Annotated in this window: 13 protein-coding genes and 1 pseudogene; 5 read left to right on the forward strand and 9 right to left on the reverse strand. The window is 66.6% G+C overall.

Translation table 11 applies throughout. The annotated features are described in order from the left end of the window. Positions 1 to 65: 65 nt before the first annotated feature. Complete coding sequence (locus tag FPV16_RS12355; RefSeq protein WP_227438476.1) at positions 66 to 1,949, forward strand: diguanylate cyclase; 1,884 nt, start codon at positions 66 to 68, stop codon at positions 1,947 to 1,949. Positions 1,950 to 2,059: 110 nt separating this feature from the next. On the opposite strand, the pseudogene FPV16_RS12360 reads toward FPV16_RS12355, so the two are convergent. The 6 genes and pseudogenes from FPV16_RS12360 to FPV16_RS12385 all read right to left on the reverse strand — a co-directional run. Then, a pseudogene (locus FPV16_RS12360) lies at positions 2,060 to 2,196 on the reverse strand (oxalate/formate MFS antiporter); the annotation flags it as partial. A 6-nt stretch (positions 2,197 to 2,202) separates the two neighbouring features. After that, positions 2,203 to 3,144 (reverse strand): alpha/beta hydrolase, encoded by a 942-nt coding sequence (locus FPV16_RS12365; RefSeq protein ID WP_319802239.1) that lies wholly within the window; start codon positions 3,142 to 3,144, stop codon positions 2,203 to 2,205. Positions 3,145 to 3,187: 43 nt separating this feature from the next. Next, positions 3,188 to 5,398 (reverse strand): TonB-dependent siderophore receptor, encoded by a 2,211-nt coding sequence (locus FPV16_RS12370; RefSeq protein WP_227438477.1) that lies wholly within the window; start codon positions 5,396 to 5,398, stop codon positions 3,188 to 3,190. Between the two features lie 381 nt (positions 5,399 to 5,779). Next, positions 5,780 to 7,054: an oxalate/formate MFS antiporter gene (oxlT, locus tag FPV16_RS12375; RefSeq protein ID WP_227438478.1), complete on the reverse strand. Its 1,275-nt coding sequence runs from the start codon at positions 7,052 to 7,054 to the stop codon at positions 5,780 to 5,782. A gap of 62 nt (positions 7,055 to 7,116) precedes the next feature. Then, positions 7,117 to 7,992, reverse strand: a complete 876-nt coding sequence (locus tag FPV16_RS12380) for a class I SAM-dependent methyltransferase (RefSeq protein WP_227438479.1) — start codon at positions 7,990 to 7,992, stop codon at positions 7,117 to 7,119. 52 nt (positions 7,993 to 8,044) lie between these two features. Further along, positions 8,045 to 9,643, reverse strand: coding sequence for a gamma-glutamyltransferase family protein (locus FPV16_RS12385; protein WP_227438480.1), 1,599 nt, complete (start codon positions 9,641 to 9,643; stop codon positions 8,045 to 8,047). A gap of 216 nt (positions 9,644 to 9,859) precedes the next feature. Between FPV16_RS12385 and FPV16_RS12390 the strand changes: the two genes are divergently transcribed. The 3 genes from FPV16_RS12390 to hfq all read left to right on the forward strand — a co-directional run bounded on the left by FPV16_RS12390 (position 9,860) and on the right by hfq (position 13,952). Beyond that, positions 9,860 to 12,181, forward strand: a complete 2,322-nt coding sequence (locus FPV16_RS12390; protein WP_227438481.1) for a sensor histidine kinase NtrY-like — start codon at positions 9,860 to 9,862, stop codon at positions 12,179 to 12,181. After that, positions 12,178 to 13,548: a sigma-54-dependent transcriptional regulator gene (locus tag FPV16_RS12395; RefSeq protein WP_227438482.1), complete on the forward strand. Its 1,371-nt coding sequence runs from the start codon at positions 12,178 to 12,180 to the stop codon at positions 13,546 to 13,548. The genes FPV16_RS12390 and FPV16_RS12395 overlap by 4 nt, the downstream gene beginning before the upstream one ends. A 149-nt stretch (positions 13,549 to 13,697) precedes the next feature. Then, positions 13,698 to 13,952 carry an RNA chaperone Hfq gene (gene hfq, locus FPV16_RS12400; protein ID WP_003600267.1) on the forward strand — a complete coding sequence of 85 codons (255 nt, stop codon included), beginning with the start codon at positions 13,698 to 13,700 and terminating at the stop codon, positions 13,950 to 13,952. 88 nt (positions 13,953 to 14,040) lie between these two features. Here the strand turns inward: hfq and FPV16_RS12405 are convergent, their stop codons facing one another. Further along, positions 14,041 to 14,625: a hypothetical protein gene (locus tag FPV16_RS12405; RefSeq protein ID WP_227438483.1), complete on the reverse strand. Its 585-nt coding sequence runs from the start codon at positions 14,623 to 14,625 to the stop codon at positions 14,041 to 14,043. A 403-nt stretch (positions 14,626 to 15,028) separates the two neighbouring features. Here FPV16_RS12405 and hflX point away from each other — a divergent pair, with 403 nt between their 5' ends. Further along, positions 15,029 to 16,438: a GTPase HflX gene (hflX, locus tag FPV16_RS12410; protein ID WP_227438484.1), complete on the forward strand. Its 1,410-nt coding sequence runs from the start codon at positions 15,029 to 15,031 to the stop codon at positions 16,436 to 16,438. A 133-nt stretch (positions 16,439 to 16,571) separates the two neighbouring features. On the opposite strand, the gene FPV16_RS12415 is transcribed toward hflX, so the two are convergent. Both FPV16_RS12415 and FPV16_RS12420 read right to left on the reverse strand, forming a co-directional pair. Further along, complete coding sequence (locus FPV16_RS12415; protein ID WP_227438485.1) at positions 16,572 to 17,144, reverse strand: fasciclin domain-containing protein; 573 nt, start codon at positions 17,142 to 17,144, stop codon at positions 16,572 to 16,574. Positions 17,145 to 17,361: 217 nt separating this feature from the next. After that, on the reverse strand, positions 17,362 to 18,315 hold the full coding sequence (locus FPV16_RS12420) for a transporter (protein ID WP_227438486.1): 954 nt from the start codon (positions 18,313 to 18,315) through the stop codon (positions 17,362 to 17,364). Positions 18,316 to 18,602 lie beyond the last annotated feature (287 nt).

Below are 18,602 nucleotides of genomic sequence, written 5' to 3' on the forward strand. Positions count from 1 at the left end.
GGAGCGCATTCGGAATGGGTCGCCCCCCGGACACGACCCTTTCGCCGCGAAGGGGACGCTGCGCCATGGCTGAGCGAGAGCAAACCCCGGACCGTCCCCCGAAACGCAGCTGCCGAGAAACCAATTTCTTAGCCATCTTCTTTCACGCGGAGACAGAAGGTTGGTGCCTTTCTGTCTCCTGCGTGCCGATCCGTGTCGGTTCCGATATCCTAGGACCGGCAATGGCACTGAGTGAGCGCGAAGCGGGTGTTGCGACGGCAAGCACCCGGCGCGGCAACGTCCGGCATCGCCTTGCCGCTCAGGTCGGTCTCGTCGTGGTCATGATCACGATCGTGCTCTCGGGCTTCTTCTACACCAACCGGCACCAGCAGGCTCTCATCGACCTGCGCGAGGGCGGGCGGCAGATGCGCATCGCCCAGGAAGCTCTCATGGACGCGGAAGCCTACGTCCTCAACAGAGCCCTCGGCGACCGGGACAGCGAATACAACGAGTACAGCCGCGCCTTCGAAGCGCTCCATAGTCGTCGCGATACGTATCTCGCTCGCCTCGATCCCTTCCTCAGGATGCCCGACGGGACCAGCGCTTCTGCCGACGCCAACATCAAGTCGCTCGAAGCCATCTGGACGGATGCGCTCGAACTCGTCCGCGCCGGAAAGCTGGAGGCGGCTCAGGCCCTGCTCAGGGAACGCAGGAGTGCAGCTCTGATCGGCACGATGCGTCGCGCGTTCGATGCCTTCCTGGCGGACTGGAACTCGCACTTCGCCGATCATGAGACGCGCATCGAAATCGGCAAAAGCATCGTGTTGCTCTCGCAGATTCTGATTGCCGGAGTGATGATCTTCGCATTCCGATCCAGTGCGCGCGATGCTCAGGCCCGGGCGACGGCCATCACGGAAATGGACGCGTCCAGAACACAGATCGGCCATCTGTTCGAGATGACGGACATGCTCCAGAGCGCTGCCGATCATCACGACGCGAACGCGGTCCTCCGAGCCACCGCCGGCGAACTGATCGGCGGGTTCAGCGGCGCGCTCTATGTCTTCAACAATTCACGGGACCGCCTCGTCCTCTCGACCTCTTGGGCATGCGATAATGGATCGCGCCCGCCGGAGGTGATCGCGATCAACCAGTGCTGGGCCATGAAGCGCGGCAAGCCGCACTTCAACCGCAGCGGCTCCAGAGCCCTCTGCTGTGAGCATCATGCCTCGGGTCTCGCCGCCCTCGAAATCCCGATGGTCGCGCGGGGCGAGAATCTCGGCCTTCTTCAGATCTTTGCGCAGGGTTCGGGCGCGGAGGAACGCCTCGCTGACATCCTGCCGCTGAGTTCGGCGCTCGGGGATGCGATGTCGCTCGCCCTGTCCAACATCGCGCTGCGCGAGAAGCTGCGCAACCAGGCGCTCCGCGATCCGCTGACGGGCCTCTACAACCGACGCTACATGGAGGACAGTCTCGACCGTTATGTCCGCATCGCCGAGCGCGAGGGGCGGAAGGTCTCGGTGATCATGATCGACCTCGACCATTTCAAGCGCCTCAATGACGAGCACGGCCATGCGACAGGTGACGCGGTTTTGAGGGAAGCGGCGGCAGCGATCGTCGGAGCGCTCCGGGAGACCGATGTCGCCTGTCGCTACGGTGGCGAGGAAATGATCGTGTTTCTCCCCGATTGCAGCCTCGAGGATGCAGCGCTCAAGGCAGAACACATCCGGGAACGAATAGAGGCTCTGTCCGGGCTCCATGGTGCGAAGGTCTCCGCATCGCTGGGCGTGTCCTCTCTGCCGAGCACGTCGAGCAACAGCGCCGACCTCGTCAAGGCAGCCGACACGGCACTCTATCGCGCCAAACACGGCGGCAGAAACCAAGTCGCAATCGCTCCGGTACAATCCGGCTGGCGTGCCGAACGTGAAGCGCCGGCGAGCTCACAGGGGCACCTTCGCGTCGCGGCCGAATAACTTCTACGGCACTCGGCGAGGTCTCCACCCAGCTCGGTCGGTGCTCTCCGTCCCGCTTAGCGGCCTGAACGCGGATCGTCCCGGGGCCTGCTCAGGGTCGATGAGAGACTGGCCGCGATCGGTCCGCCGAAGAGCGAGCCGATGCCCTGCGCCATGGGGAGGAAGCCGTAATGGGTGATGGCGTACTTGGTGCCGACGTGTCGGTGAGGATCGAGGGGAACAGCGAGACGATCTCGCCCCGGGCGAACCGCGCCTATCGAGATGTCTGCATGAAGAAGCGAACGGCATCGTTCACGGCATCGGGCAGGACGGTCATGTGCGTCCGTTCGGGGATCAACCGGAACTGGCTCGCCAATCCCGGGATCTGATCGAGCCGCTCCGCCATCGCGCGGGCAAGCTCGACCATTCGTGCCGATGACAATCGGCCGAGGCGCGCGTCGCGGTCCGGCGCATCGCGCTGGAACGGTGCCAGTTCCCCTTCGTAGGCCCCCGCCAGAAGAAGCACGCGAGCGCGAACGGGCGGTCCGTTCTCAAGCCGGTCGATGCTCTTCAGCAGGACGAGATCCTCCCAGTAGATGGACGGGCTCGCTGCGATCCAGTGTGAGAACGCCGTCGGCATGCCGGCGAGCGCGTAGAGGACGAACAGGCCGCCGAAGGAATGTCCGAAGAGAGCCTGCCGTGTGGTGTCGACCGGGCAGCGCCGCTCGATCGCGGGCCGGAGTTCCCTCGTGACGAAGTGGAGGAACTCGTCGGCGCCGCCGGTCCGAAGCGTTGGTCCGCCGGGCGTGTACGGCGGGTAGGACCGGCCCGGCGGCGGCGTGTAATCCCAGGAGCGACGCAGGCCGTCATAGGCCTCATCCCCGGGGTAGCCGATCCCGACGACCACGAACCGGGAAGCGATCCCGGTGGCATCCGGGTACCGTGCCTGCACGCGCTCGATATCGATCGCCGTGGCCGTCACCGCGTTGCCGTCGAGGAGGTACAAGACGGGCCAGCCGGCGACCGGCGCCTCGCCGGGCGGGACGTAGAGCGTGATCCGCCACGGCGCCCGTTCTCCGCCACCACCGAGATCGAAGCTGACCGCGCCCGCGAGCCGAGCCGGTTCGTCCGAAGCGGCGACGGAGCGCTCGCACAGCATCAGCCCGGCTGCCATCGAGACGCCCGCGAAGGCTCGCCGCGAGACGAGCGGCCTCATCGGACCCGGCCCGTGACAGCTGCCGCCGTCGGCCGCTTTTCGGCTACCACCGGTAGATCAGGCTGCCGATCACGGTTGCCGGCTGGTTTCGATTGCAGAAGCCGAACGAACACGTCTGGTAGTTCCGATCGAAGAGGTTGTAGCCGTTGAGCTGTGCACGGAAGCCCTTGTACCGCGGATCGATCGCGGCGAAGTCGTAGGCGACCAGCGCGTCGAACAGCGTCACGGTGGGGTTGCGGGCCGTGTTCTGGTCGTCCGCGTAGCTCGTACCGATGTAGCGGATACCGCCACCGATCTGAAGGCCGCGAAGCGGCGAGGACGGCGGGAAGGCATAGGTCAGGAACGAGGCGTAGGTGTCGCCGGGGATGCCCGAGACGCGGTTCCCTTCGAGCGGATCGACGGTGCCGGCGGTCTGGTTCACGAAGCGAAGGTCGACATGCGTGTAGGCGATCGTCAGATTCGTGCCCGGCGCGAGGTTCGCCGTCGCCTCGGCCTCGAAGCCGGTGGAGCGCACGGCGCCGGTGGCGGACTGGAACGCGATGTTGTTCGGGTCGGTCCGCAGGATGCTCGACTGGACGATGTCGAAGCCGGCGAATGCCGCCTGGATGTTGGTGCCGGGGATCAGGTACTTCACCCCCGCCTCGATCTGATCGCCTGTCGCGGGCTTGAACGCGTTGCCGCCAGCATCCAAGCCCACCTGCGGCGTGAAGGTGGTGGCGTAGCTCGCATAGGGGACGAGGCCGGGCGCGAGGACGTAGCCGAGGCCGACGCGGCCGGTGAAGGCGGTGTTGTCCTGGCGTGACACCGCGCTGTCGGGCGTCGCGTAATTGTCCTGGAAGACCGAATCGTGGCGTCCGTTCACGGTCAGGATGAAGTTGCCGAACTTGGCCTGATCCTGCAGGTAGACACCGATCTGATCCTGGGTCTGGCGCGAGGCGGGCCCCAGCAGCGGCGTCGCGATGAACTGCTGACCGTAGTTTCGCGTGACGAGGTTCAGGTCCGGGACCGCGACGTTGTCGCCGAAATAGCCTCCGAAGCGGCTGGTCAGGCTGTAGCGCGCGTAGTCGACGCCCGCCACCGCGGTGTGTGCGACGGGACCGGTGACGAAGTGCGTCTCCAACTGGTTGTCCAGCGTCTGCTGCACGAGACCACCGCGGAGGTATCCGTTGTCGCGCGTCCCGACCGTGCGCTCCGCGTTGATCGACGAGATGTCGACGTACTTCGCGCTCTGGAACAGGCCGTAATGGCGGAAGTTCTGACGGAAGATCAGGTCCGGCGTGAACTTGTGCTCGAAGGCGTAGCCGACGCGGTACTGCGTCTGATCGAGGCCGGCAAAGCGCGGATCGCCCATGTAGTAGTTGGTCGCTCGGAAGCCCGGGTCGTTATAGTAAAACGTCGTCGCCGGGGTGTTGGTGACCTGGAATTCACTGAGAAACGTGAACGTCGTGTCGGCCGACGGCTTCCAGGTGAAGGCCGGGGCGATGTTGAGCTGGTCGTCGTTCGTGCCGAGTCCGACGAAGGTCCCGGCCTCCCGCCGCAAGCCGGTGAGGCGATAGGCCATGGTGCCACCGGACCCCTCCAGCGGGCCGCCGACGTCGAAGGCACCCTGGTAGCGGTCGAAGCTGCCGGCCTGGAACTGCACCTCGCCGAAGGGTACGAAGACGGGACGCTTGCTCGTCGCGTCGAGGATGCCACCGGGCGAGCCGAGGCCGTAGAGGCCGGAGGCCGGACCGCGGAGGATGGTGACCGCCTCCAGGCCGTAGGGCTCGGTCTTCGGGTAGGCGAAGCCGCTGCCGATCACGCGGAGCCCGTCGCGGTAGATGCCCTGGTTGGTCAGCACATCGAAGCCGCGGATGAAGATCTGGTCGAAGCGCGGATCGAAGCCCGATCGGGCGGTCGAGGCGCCGGGGACGTAGGCGACCGTGTCGGCGAAGCTCTGGACGTTGCGATCGTTGAGCTGCTCGCGTGTCACCACCGAGACCGATTGCGGTGTCTCGATCAGGGGGGTGTTGGTCTTCGTGGCCGCCGTGGCGATCCGCGCCGTGTAGCCGGTGATCCCGGAAGGGCCACCCCCACCTCCGCTGGTCGCCGCCGTGCCGCCATCTCCGCCATTGAGGTTGCTACCCCCTCCCGCAGGGGCGGGGGCCGTGCCTTCGACCGAAAGCTGATCGAGTTGCACGCTGGCTTCCTGCGCTGTCGCAGTTCCGACGAGGGCTGTCGTAGCGAGGAGGAGGAAGGATAACCGGTATGACATGGCGCACGCTGCAAGGCGCCTCCAACGGCGCAGTACAAGGCTCATTGCCGCTGAGGGATTAAGAAGCAAGTCTAAAACGTGTTGTAAATCACACACTTAGAGCTCTTCAAATCTGAAGCAATTCTAAGCTGAGACGTGATCGGCATGGCAAGAACGCTAGCACGACAACTTGCAGCAACCCTTCGATGACGCCGCTTCATTTCAAATTGAATGTCCGTACCGGGCGGCGGGTCAACCGACTGCTACGGCCTGGTTCGATCAAAGGGAAACCCAGCACACGAATACCGCCCGGCATCGAGCCTCCCTCGCGAACGCTACCTCGCAGCAAAACGCGGACGGGTTTCCCCGTCCGCGCGTAAAAGTTCGACCCGACCGGGAGGGTCAGGCCATGGCGGGCTTGGCCGTCATGGCGCGCTCGTCGCCGAGGCCGAGCCAAGTCCGGCGCATGGGCTTGAGGACGAAGTAGGCGAGGATCGCGGTCAGCACGTCGAGGGTGATGATGATCGCGAAGACCGGGAGCCAGGAGCCCTGGACGAGGTAGATCCAGGCCGCGATCGGGCCGCCGAAGAGCGAGCCGATGCCCTGCGCCATGTAGAGGAAACCGTAATTGGTGGTGGCGTGCTTGGTGCCGAACGTGTCGGTAAGGATCGAGGGGAACAGCGAGAAAATCTCGCCCCAGGCGAAGAACACGACGCCGGAGAGCAGGGCGAAGGCATACGGATTCTCGCGGAAGACGAGGAGCAGGGCGATGGCCGCCGCCTCGGCGGCAAACGCGATGCCCATCGTGTTCTCGCGGCCGATCTTGTCCGAGACCCAGCCGAAGAACGGCCGGGTGAGGCCGTTGGTGATCCGGTCGAAGGTCAGCGCGAAGGGAAGCGCCACGAAGCCGAAGATGATCGCGTCGGCCACACCGAAGTCGCGGGCGAAGGAGGCGAAGTTCGCCACCACCATCAGGCCGCCGGTGGACATCATCGTCATCATCGCGAACATCAGCCAGAACAGCGGCGTCTTCAGCATCTCCTTCGGGGCCGTGTCGTGGACGCAGGTCGAGAGGTTGCGGGCCGGGGCCGGCAGGACCTCGTCGGCGCGGGGCGCCCTGAGGCCGAGGGCGGCCAGTGCGCCGACGGCACCGAGGATGATGCCGAACACCGTCAGCGTGTGCCGGTAGCCCGAGGCGGTGAGCATGTCGCTGATCGGGAAGGTACTGAGCATCGCGCCCATGCCGTAGCCGGCGGCGACCACGCCCACGGCAAAGCCCCGGCGATCGGGAAACCACTTCACCATCAGGCCGACGATGCCGACATAGACGATGCCGGTGCCGAGACCGCAGAACAGGCCATAGGTGGCATAGACGCCCCAGAGCGTGTCGACGCGGGCGGCGAGCACCCAGCCGAGGCCCGAGAGGATGGCGCCCAGCGCGATCATCAGCTTGGGGCTGAACCGGTCGATCAGGTAGCCCTGGACCGGCGAGAAGAAGGTCTGCAGCACGATCAGGATCGTGAAGGTCCATTGCAGCTGCGGCAGGCTCGAGCCCGTCGTCGCGATCAGCGGCTTGGTGAACAGCGTCCAGACGTATTGCGGGCTCGAGATCGCCATCATGGCGACAAGGCCGAGGCCGAGCTGGATCCAGCGCTGCCGGGAAAGATTCGTATCCATTATGCACTCCATGCTGCAGGCACGGAGACGCAAAGTGTATACCAGACCGCGTGGACCCGCCGTCAGCGCCGCGCGGAAACCAGCCAGCAGCCGGCATCCAGGGTCACGGCGCCGGAGACGGCTCGTTTGGCGAAGTCGTCGCTCACCCGCGTGAGGGCGTCCGCACGGACCGAGGCGGGCTGATCGCGCAGGAGCCGGGAGACCGGACCGAGCTCGGTGGCGAAATCCGCGGCGGCCTCCGCCGCATCTCGGGCGGTGCCGTCGCCGGACCTCGCCAGGGTGAGGGGCCGGTCGATCGCCTCGAGGGTGATGTCGAGGAAGCCGGCTTGCGCCAGCACCGCGCCGAGGGTCTCCGCCTCGGCGAAGCGGAACGGCCCCGGCGCGTCGACCGGGCCGGGTTCGGGTTCCGGCACGAGGGGCAGGACGAGGTTCCTCGGCACGGTGATCCAGGGATTGTCCTCGATCCGCCGCCAACACAGGAACGTCAGGCTGCCACCGGGGACCAGGGCCTTGCGGATATTGGCGAAGGCGGCGCCGGAATCCTCGAAGAACATCACCCCGAAGCGGGAGATCGCCTGCTCGAAGGCGGCATCGCCGAAATCGTGGGTCTGGGCGTCCGCCTCGATGAACGCGATCGGCGCCAGGGCGGGAGCCTCGATCCCGGCCCGTTCGCGCGCCACGTCAAGCAGGGGGGCCGAGAGGTCGGCCGCAACCACACGCCCCCTTGGGCCGAGCCGGCGCGCGGCGATGATGGCGCAGTCACCGGCGCCGCAGCCGATATCCAGCGCCGAGCCATCGACCCGAAGGCGCGCCGCCTCGAACAACGCAGCGGTGAGGGGCGCGAACACCGCGTCGATCCTGCGCTGGTTGCGGGCCCAGCGCGCCCCGACCTCGCCGTTCCAGTATTCGCGCTGGGTGATCGCGCCATCCGCCATCATGAACCTTCCGGTCGCTGGGTCTCGATCGTGCGATCCCCGGCGGGGACCGATCTCACAGGCCGGCCGAGCCTCCATCCGAGCGCGGATCGTGGACCGCCTCGATCCGCCCGTTGCCGGGATGGCGGACCAACATGCCGGCATGGCCCAGGGAATCGATGTAGGCGCCGCCGAGTTCCTCGATCTCGTGGCCCATGGAGCGCAGCTCGGCGATGCAGGCCGGATCGAACCGGTCCTCCACCTTCACGCTCAGGGATTCGGCACCCCATGTGCGCCCGTAGAGCAGGCGCGGCGCGTCGACGGCCTCGGCCGGGCTCATGCCGTAATCGGCATACCGCGAAAAAATCTGGGCCTGGAATTGCGGTTGCCCGTCGCCGCCCATGCTGCCGTAGGACATCACGCGGCCGTCGTCGAAGGCGGCCAATCCGGGGATCAGGGTGTGGAACGGCCGGCGCCCCGGCTCCAGGGGGTTCACCGCGCCCTTTTCCAGCGAGAACGAGGTGCCGCGGTTCTGCCAGTGGATGCCGGTCTTCGGCAGGACGATCCCCGACCCGTATTCCCAGTAGATCGACTGAATGTAGGAGACGGCCAGACCGTCCTTGTCGATGGCGCCCATCCAGACGGTATCGCCGTCGCCCGGCCCCCGGAGGGGCACGGAGGCGGCGCGGCGCATGTCGATCCGGGCCGCCTCGCGGTCGAGGCGCTCCGGGGTGAGGAAACTCGCCGGATCGACGCTCAGCCGGTCGTAATCGGTGACCGTGCGGTCGCGGATGGCGAAGGCGCGCTTCGTCGCCTCGATCAGCCCGTGATACTGCGCCGTGCTCTCCGGCCGCGACACCTTCAGCCGGTCGAAGATGCCGAGGATGATGAGCGCGGCGAGGCCCTGAGTGGGCGGCGGGAAGTTGTAGAGCACCGCGTCGCGCCGGCGCAGGGACAGGGCCGCGCGCTCTCGCGGCGCATAGGCTTCGAGGTCGGCCCGCGTCACCGGCGAACCGAGGCGGTCGAGATCGGCGGCGATCTCGCGGCCGAGATCGCCCCGGTAGAAATCGTCGAGCCCGGCATGGGCCAGCTGTTCGAGGGTGTCGGCCAGAGCCGGCAGGCGCCGCGTGGCGCCGGCGGCGAAGGGCTTGCCCCCGTCGAGGAAGGTCTCGGCGAAACCCGGCTGGTCGTGGAGCGTGTCGATCTCCTTCGGCACGTAGCGGGCTTCGGAGGGGGAGACGGCGCAGCCCTGGCGCGCATGGCGGATCGCGTCGGCCAGGAGGGTGTCGAGGGGGAGCCGGCCGCCCAGCGCCCTGGCGAGGTCGAGGGCGAGACGCCAGCCGCCGATGGCGCCGGCCACGGTGAGCGCCGCATCCGGCCCGCGCGAGGGGATCGTCTCATGGCCCTGGCTGCGATAGCGAGCGACCGTGGCGAGGGACCCGGCCGGGCCGCAGGCCTCGATGCCGCGCACCCGGCCGCCCGGCTCGCGCACGAGCCAGAATCCGTCGCCGCCGATGCCGTTCATATGCGGATAGACCACGGCGATGGTGGCCGCCATGGCCGCCATGGCCTCGATGGCGTTGCCCTCTTGCGCCAGCACGGTCTGCCCGGCGGTGGCGGCCAGATGGTGAGGCGCGGCAACGGCGGCGGAGGAATAGACGGGCGTCTCGGGCATTGCGAACTCGGTGTGAGGGGAGGCGTGAAGAATAATGTATTTTCTCGGCCGGTCGACCGAGAGATGTCCAAGCAAGAAACGGTCGCAGAATGCTGCGGTGCCATCGGTTTCACGGCGTGAGGCACCGTTGCGGGGCGTGCCGCGTGCGTGGTTTCTACCGATCCCGCGGCCCGATTCGTATTAATTTCGCCACACTGTTGTGGCGACGCATCAGCCATGGCGTGGCTTCGACGTTCCAGACATTCGGCCGCCTCGGGAGACGACGTCTCACCGCAGGGCGAGGCCGAACCGCATCCCATCCGGGCGGCGCCGCGCGGCCCCGGCTGGATCGGTGCGCTCGTGGTCACCACGGCCCTGGTCTCGGCCATCGCGACCTTCCTGATCCTCGCCGGCGTGATCCGGGTGACGCCGACGCCGACGATCGGCCTGACCCTGCTCGGCATCAACGTCTTCCTGGTCCTCAGCCTGTTCGTCATCATCGCCTGGGAGGCGCGGGTCTTCCTGCATGCGCGCCGGGCCAATGCGGCGGTGGCGCGCCTGCATACCCGCATCGTCGGCCTGTTCAGCCTCATCGCGATCCTGCCCACCGTGCTGCTGGCCGTCGTGGCGGCGGTGACGATCGATCGCGGGCTCTCGCTGGGCTTCACCGACCGTGTCCGCGACGTGGTGCTGAAATCCGTCGAGGTGGCCGACGCCTACCAGGAGAACCAGTGCCAGTCGCTCGCCCGCGAGATCCGCATCCTCACCGACGACCTCACGCGCGCACGGCCGAATTTCGACGTGAACCGGCAATGGTTCGAGAACTTCCTGACCGCACGGGCGACCGCCCTCGGCCTGCCCGTCGCCGAGATCATGCGGGGGCCCAACGAAGTCGTGGCCCGGGCCAAGATCGACATCCTGAAGGAGCGCCGGCTGCCCTCCGCCGCGGCCTTCGAGGAAGCGGCCAAATCCAATGAGACGATCTGCCTGCGGCCGAGCGAGGGCCGGATCTTCGCGGCCCTGCTGCAGATGCCGGCCTATGACGGGGCCGTGCTGCTGGTGCAGCGCGAGGTGAGCCAGCTCGCCGTCGACTTCCCCGGCGTCTCGCGGGCGGCGGCGGCGGAGTATCTCACCTACGATTCCCTCAAGCGCTCGATCCAGATCAGCTTCGCCTCGATCTTCGTGCTGATCGCCCTCATCGCCCTGCTCTCGGCGGTGTGGTTCGGCCTCAACTTCGCCAACCGGTTCGTGGCGCCGATCCGCCGGCTCATCAACGCGGCCGACCAGGTCGCCTCGGGCAATTTCTACGCCCAGGTTCCGGCACGGAAGAGCGACGGCGACCTCGCCCATCTCGGCGAGAGCTTCAACAAGATGACGCAGGAGCTGCGCCGCCAGCATGACGGGCTGACGGCCGCGAGCGAACTCATCGACCGGCGCCGCCGGTTCACCGAAGCAGTCCTCGCCGGAGTGTCCCCCGGCGTCATCGGCGTCGACGCGGCGGGCCTCGTCACCATCGCCAACCCCTCCATCGAGCGCACGCTCGGGCTCAAGGCGGATGCCATCATCGGCAAGCCGCTGATCCAGGCCGTACCCGAGCTCCAGGCCATCCTCCCCGAGGGCGGCGAGGGGCGTCTGCGCGCGCTCCAGCAGCAGATCCAGCTGACCCGCGACGGGCGCGAGCGCACGGTCACCGTGCGCGTCACCAGCGAGCAGGCGCAAGGGGGCGCACGGGGCTTCGTTGTGACGCTGGACGACATCACCGACCTCGTCACGGCCCAGCGCACCTCGGCCTGGGCGGATGTCGCCCGCCGCATCGCCCACGAGATCAAGAATCCGCTGACCCCGATCCAGCTCTCGGCCGAGCGCATCCGGCGCAAATACGGGAAGGTCATCGTCGCGGACAAGGACGTGTTCGACCAGTGCACGGCGACGATCATCCGCCAGGTGGACGAGATCAAGCGCATGGTCGACGAGTTCTCGTCCTTCGCGCGGATGCCCAAGCCCGCCATCGCCCGGAACGATCTGAGCGAAATCGCCAAGCAGAACCTGTTCATGATGCGGGTGGCGCATCCGGACATGGATTTCGCCTTCACCGAGGCCGGGGAGGATCGCCTGCACGCCGCCTTCGACATCCGGCTCCTGTCGCAGGCGATCACCAACATCCTCAAGAACGCGGTGGAGGCCGTCTCCGCCGTGCCCGAAGCCGAACTCGGCAAGGGCCGGGTCGATCTCAATCTCCTCGTCGAGGAGGGGTTCGCGGTGATCGAGATCACCGACAACGGCAAGGGCTTTCCCGTGGAGGGGCGCCAGCGGCTGCTGGAACCCTATATGACCACCCGCGAGGGCGGTACCGGCCTCGGGCTCGCCATCGTCAGCAAGGTGCTCGAAGAGCATGGCGGCGGCATCGAACTGAAGGACAATCCCGTGGGCAGGGGCGGACGCGTGCGGATGCGCGTTCCGCTCGACACCCGGGAGAAGACGCCGGAGGGGAAACCCTCCGCGCAGGCTGAGAAGGTTGCCGCACCGACGGCACCCCCAATCGCGGAGATGACGTCATGAGCGCCGATATTCTGATCGTCGACGATGAGGCCGACATCCGCGACCTCGTCGCCGGCATCCTCGACGACGAAGGCCACCGGACCCGGACGGCCGGAGGCTCCGACGAGGCGTTGGCGGCGATCGAGTCGCGCCGCCCCCACCTCGTCTTCCTCGACATCTGGCTGCAGGGCTCGCGCCTCGACGGCTTGCAGGTGCTCGACCAGATCAAGCTCGGACATCCCGACCTGCCGGTGGTGATGATCTCGGGCCACGGCAACATCGAGACGGCGGTGGCCGCCATCAAGGCGGGCGCCTACGACTTCATCGAGAAGCCGTTCAAGGCCGATCGTCTGGTCCTGGTGGCCGAGCGCGCCCTCGAAGCCTCCCGCCTCAAGCGCGAGGTGCGCGACCTCAAGGCGCGTTCCGGCCAGGCGAGCCGCCTCGTCGGCGGATCCGTGGCGGTCAACCAGCTGCGCCAGACGGTGGAGCGGGTCGCGCCCACCAATGCGCGCGTGATGATCCTCGGCGCGCCGGGTTCCGGCAAGGAACTCTCGGCCAGGACCCTTCACGGCTCGTCGTCCCGCGCCAGCGGTCCCTTCGTCGTCATCAACGCGGCGATGATCACGCCCGAGACCATGGAAGCGGAACTGTTCGGTGTCGAGGCCGGCGAGGGCCGCGTCCGCCGGGTCGGCGCCCTGGAGGAGGCCCATGGCGGCTCCCTCTATATCGACGAGATCGCCGACATGCCGCGCGAGACCCAGAACCGCATCCTGCGGGTCCTGGTGGACCAGAACTTCCAGCGCGTCGGCGGCACCACCCGCGTCCATGTGGACGTGCGCATCATCTCCTCCTCCTCGCGCGACCTCGCCGAGGAGATCGCCGCCGGCCGCTTCCGCGAGGACCTGTTCCACCGCCTCTCGGTGGTGCCGATCCGGGTGCCGTCCCTGTCCGAGCGGCGCGAGGACGTGCCCGAGCTCATCAACTTCTTCATGGAGCAGATCTCGGCCGCCACCGGCCTCGCCCGCCGGCGCATCGCCGAGGACGCCATGGCGGTGCTGCAATCGCACGACTGGCCGGGCAACATCCGCCAGTTGCGCAACAACGTCGAGCGGCTGATGATCCTCACCCATGCCGACCCGGAGCAGGAGGTGACCTCGGAGATGCTGCCCACCGAGATCGGCGCCCTGGTTCCGACGACGCCGAACGGCGCGGGGGGCGAGAAGCTGATGAGTCTGGCCCTGCGCGAGGCGCGGGAAATCTTCGAGCGCGAGTACTTGATCGCGCAGATCGCACGATTTTCCGGAAACATATCGCGGACCGCCGAGTTCATCGGCATGGAACGCTCCGCCCTGCACCGCAAGTTGAAGTCCCTCGGCATCGGTCCTTGAGGAGCCGGGCGACCTTCCTCTTGCATGTGAGTGGCATTGAACGTGTAATAGTCGGGAGTGCCCGGTCCGTCCGGTCTGCTTCGCATGCGAACCAACAAGAACCCGCCAGTCACGGCGGGCGGCAGGTTTCTAAGAAGGATTAATAAAAAATGGCGGGCGAACGCGCTCAGAACCTGCAGGACACGTTTCTCAATCATGTCCGCAAGAACAAGATCCCGCTCACGATCTTCCTCGTCAACGGCGTCAAGCTTCAGGGCGTCGTGACTTGGTTCGACAACTTTTGCGTCCTCCTGCGACGGGACGGGCATTCTCAGCTCGTCTACAAGCATGCCATCTCGACAATCATGCCCGGTCACCCGGTTCAATTGTTCGAGCCGGACGAGACGGCGCCCGAGAAGGCCTGACCTCCCCGCACGGCGATACGGAAAAGCCCGGCTCGACCTTCGTCGAACCGGGCTCGCAACTTACGATGGGCTCAGGCGCAGGGCGGGCTTACCAGCCCCAGGCCGGACGACAATGCAGGCCGCCATACGGACCGCGCCAGCAGGCGCCGCCGCCATAGGCACCCCACGGGCCGGGATGCCAGAAATGACGCGGGCCCCAGCCGGGTCCGTACCACCAGTCGATGAACAGGCTCACGGCCTTGCCGGAAACGGGCGGCTTATCGCCGAGAACCTTGACGGTGTAGGTAAGGGTGTCGCCGCTGAGCTTCGGATCGGTGAGTTCGACGACGGAGAGCTGTGCCTCGCCATTGACGTCCACCGACAGCGTCGCGTTCGGCGGGTCCTTCTGGAAGTCGCTCTTTCCGGACGTCCAGTAGTCGACGAACTTCGCCGTGGCCGCATCGCCGGTCATGCGCTCGGGCCGGTCGGTGAACATCAGGGTCTGCGCCGCGACGCCCTTGAGCGTCAGAGTGTTGCCCTCGAACGTCACGGAATCGGCGGCCTGGACGAACAGCCAGTTCGCGGCCGGCATGGCGATCTTGGTATCGGACTTCGCATCCGGAGCAGGCTGAGCCTGTGCTGCGGCGCCGAGGAGCGAAAACGCTACGGCCGCCAGGACAGAAATAGTTTTCATATGCTAACCTTCGGTAATATTGACAGGCCTGCCTCAGGCCCGGGCAATAAATGGCGTTAGCACTTACAATCCGATTAATCGGTTCATTATACTTGATATCGCCTCGACATTTGCCCACAGGCTTGGATCACGCCAGCTGTGAGGTCCAATCGACCACGAGCCGACGTCCCGGCGCCCCTCCCGGCACTGTCAATCGGGCCTCGGCTCACCCATATGATTATGATTCACGAAGCGCCGATCACTGAACGCCTCTCCTCAGGACACGGGGGCGCAGCAGGGGTTTTGTGAGACGACACTGAGAGTGCTTCGCACGACTCCCGGTCACGGTCGGTTCTCACTCGGAGCACGACCGCCCAGCGCGAGTTTCGTGGGAGACACTCGGCCCGATTGGTAAGAGGACTTCATGAGCGAACCTATGCTTCCCGGCGAGGCACGGCTGCAGGCGATGGCCGCCCCCGAGGGAGACATTGCGGCCGCCACCCATACGCTCGTCGTAGGGCCGTATCTCACCCGTGGCTCTCTTCCGAGGCTGGGCGGCCAGACGCAGGAGCCGACGCGCTCCAGCGAGGCGCGGATCGACGAGGCGGCGGGTCTCGCCGTGGCCATCGAGCTGGACGTCACCGAGGCGATCATCGCGCCGGTCTCGCGCATCCGCCCCTCGACCTATCTCGGCAAGGGCCGCGTCGAGGAGCTCGCCGGGCGGATCAAGGCCGAGGAGATCGGCCTCGTGGTGATGGATTGCGCCCTCTCGCCCGTGCAGCAGCGCAACCTCGAGAAGGCCTTCGGCTGCAAGGTCATCGACCGCACCGGCCTCATCCTCGAAATCTTCGGCCGCCGTGCCTCGACGCGCGAGGGCACGCTGCAGGTCGAGCACGCCCATCTCGCCTATCAGAGGAGCCGCCTCGTTCGGTCCTGGACCCACCTCGAACGCCAGCGCGGCGGCTTCGGCTTCCTCGGCGGCCCCGGCGAGACCCAGATCGAGGCCGATCGCCGGATGATCCAGGAGCGGATGACGAAGATCGAGCGGGAGCTCGACAGCGTCACCCGGACGCGCGGCCTGCACCGGGAAAGCCGGGCGCGGGTGCCGTATCCGATCGTGGCCCTCGTCGGCTACACCAATGCCGGCAAGTCGACGCTGTTCAACGCCCTCACCAAGGCCGAGGTGATGGCCAAGGACATGCTGTTCGCAACCCTCGACCCGACCGCGCGCGCGACGAAGCTGCCGCATGGCGAGACGGTGATCCTCTCGGACACGGTGGGCTTCATCTCGGAACTGCCCACGGCCCTCATCGCCGCCTTCCGTGCCACCCTGGAGGACGTGATCGAGGCCGATATCCTGCTCCATGTCCGCGACGTCAGCCACGTCGATTCGGAGGCGCAGGCGGAGGATGTCGGCGAGGTTCTGCGCGAACTCGGGATCGAGACCACGGCCGAGCGAATCATCGAGGTCTGGAACAAGGCCGACCTCCTCGACGATTCGGAGCGGACGCGTCTCCTCAACCTGAGCGCCCAGGGGCGCAACGACCGCGACAGCGACGTGCCGATCCTGGTCTCGGCTCTCACGGGTGAGGGCTTGGCGGCCCTGTCGGGCCGGATCGAGGCACGGATCGCCAAACGGCGCTCCACCTTCGCCGTCACCCTCGCCCCCGAGGACGGTGCGGCGCTCAACTGGCTCTACGAAAATGCCGAGGTTCTCGACCGCCGCGCCGAAGAGGCCGGCACGATCCACCTCGCCATCCGCGTGGCGCCGGAAAAGGAGCCGCGCTTCCTCAACCGCTTCGCCAGCGCGCGCAAACTCAGCCGCGCGGACTGATCAGGGAGAAGGCTCCCGGTGGAGCAGCGGAAGGGCGATCGTCCATCCGCGACCGCGGGGGTCTTCGGAAGCCCAACAAAAAACCCCGGCTCCAAGGGAGCCGGGGTGAGAGTTTCGGGTCCAGAAAGACGTCTTACGGCTGCAGAACGCCGTTGATGACGTGGATCACGCCGTTCGACTGCATCACGTTGGCGATGGTCACCTTGGCGGTGTTGCCCTTGGTGTCGGTGAGGTACACGGCCTTGCCCTTGGTCTGGACCACGAGCGGGGTGCCCTGCACGGTCTTGATCTGGCCCTCGCCGCCGCCGTCCTTGGCGATCTTCATGAGATCCTTGGCGGTCAGGGTGCCGGGGACGACGTGATAGGTCAGGATCGACGTGAGCGTCGCCTTGTTCTCGGGCTTCACCAGGGTCTCGACGGTGCCGGCCGGCAGCTTGGCGAAGGCGGCGTTGGTGGGCGCGAAGACGGTGAACGGGCCGGGGCCGGCGAGGGTGTCGACGAGGCCGGCGGCCTTCACGGCGGCGACAAGGGTGGTGTGATCCTTCGAATTGACGGCGTTCTCGACGATGTTCTTCGAGGCGTACATCGGAGCGCCGCCGACGGTCGGGTTCTTGGCAAGGGCGGCCATCGGGAACGCGGCGCCGACGGTGAAGGCGAGGGCGACGGCGGCGAACGTGGAGGCCACGGGGCGACGGGCGTTGGTCATGGAGCGTTCCTCTTGAGCTATCCCCCTTCGCGGGGGTCATCGCTCGTTACGGAGCCCGGGCGAGGAAAGTTTCGGGAACGCTGCGGAAAGTCGTGCTTCCACATGACGACGGGAAGCGGGCGTCTCCTCAAAAGCAAAAGCCCGCCCGACCAGACGGTCGGACGGGCTTTCGTGATCTGGGCGGCGGCGAGGTCAACCCTCGCCACTGAGTTCGAGATCAGTACTTGCGGATGATCGGAGCAGCGACAGCGGCGACCGGGGTCGGCGAGTACAGCGGAACGATCAGGCGGCCGGAGATCTCGGTGCTGTCGAAGCTGGTGGTCGCGACGGTGCGGGCGACGTAGACCTGCGCGGTGGCGAAGCCGAAGTCGTAGCCGACGAGGCCACCCATCAGGAACCGGCCACGGTCGCCTTCCGCTGCGTTGATGATGTTGCCGGCCTTGGCGCTGATGTCGAAGTTGAGGGTGCCGTACGCGATGGCGCCGATCTCGAACTTGCCGAACTTCTTGGTCGCGGTCAGGTCGAGGTTGAGGGAGTCGGAGAGGGAGTAGATCGTACCGAAGTCACGGCCGCCACCGAAGGAGGACGGCGAATCGTAGATGTTGGCGGTGAGGTTGGCGGTCAGATTGTAACCATCGCCGGTGTAGCTGGCGGCAACGCCGAAGCGGTAGGTGTTCGACGAGAGCTGGGGCAGCACGGCAGTGTTGGCGAGGGCGCCGGCGTTGGTGCGCAGGACACCACGGTCACCGTTCAGCTCATTCAAGTAGACACCGCCGAGCAAGCTGACGCCGAAGTTGTTGCCGAGGTCGAAGGCCCAGATACCGCCGACGAAGGTACCGACGTTGATCGATGTGTCACGCAGGCCGGACGGGCCGCTCTTGCCGAAGGTGAACACGGTCGGGGGAGCTACGAGGAGCTCGATGCGGCCGCCGAGCGGAACCAGCGGGGTCGACCAGACCAGGACGGGGATGTTGATCCCGACATCGAGAGCCGAGTTGTCACGCGACTGGTAAACGAACGTGTTCAGGGCGTAGATGCCCTCGGGCAGCGGCGCGCCGGTGGCGAGGCCGACCTGCTCGCCGGGGATCGTGGTCGTCTGGGCGTAGGAAGCCGTGGCGCTCATGCCCATGGTCAGCGCGAGCGCGCCGGTGGCCAGCCAGTTCTTCGTCATTGTCTAGTCCTTCCCAAGGATTTCAGGCATTCGCCGCGCAGACCTACGAACCATCGTGCCGAGTGCCGCGTTCTCGCGGCTTGCTGACATCCAGTGCGTAGGGCCCCCCTTGCGGCCCGAATTCGTGTCTCAACGCTGAGAACTATTCTACAGGTCGGATCGGATTGACAGTCCAATGCTTCGGATCGAGGCAGTTCCAAACCCACCGTTGCGGAAAAGCCGCAATTTCGACGCGGTGCAGCGCAAGGTTTTGTTAACTTTCTCAGCAGAATTGCGCGAGGCATGAC

This window comes from Methylobacterium sp. W2 (genome assembly GCF_020662345.1).
GTDB lineage: Bacteria > Pseudomonadota > Alphaproteobacteria > Rhizobiales > Beijerinckiaceae > Methylobacterium.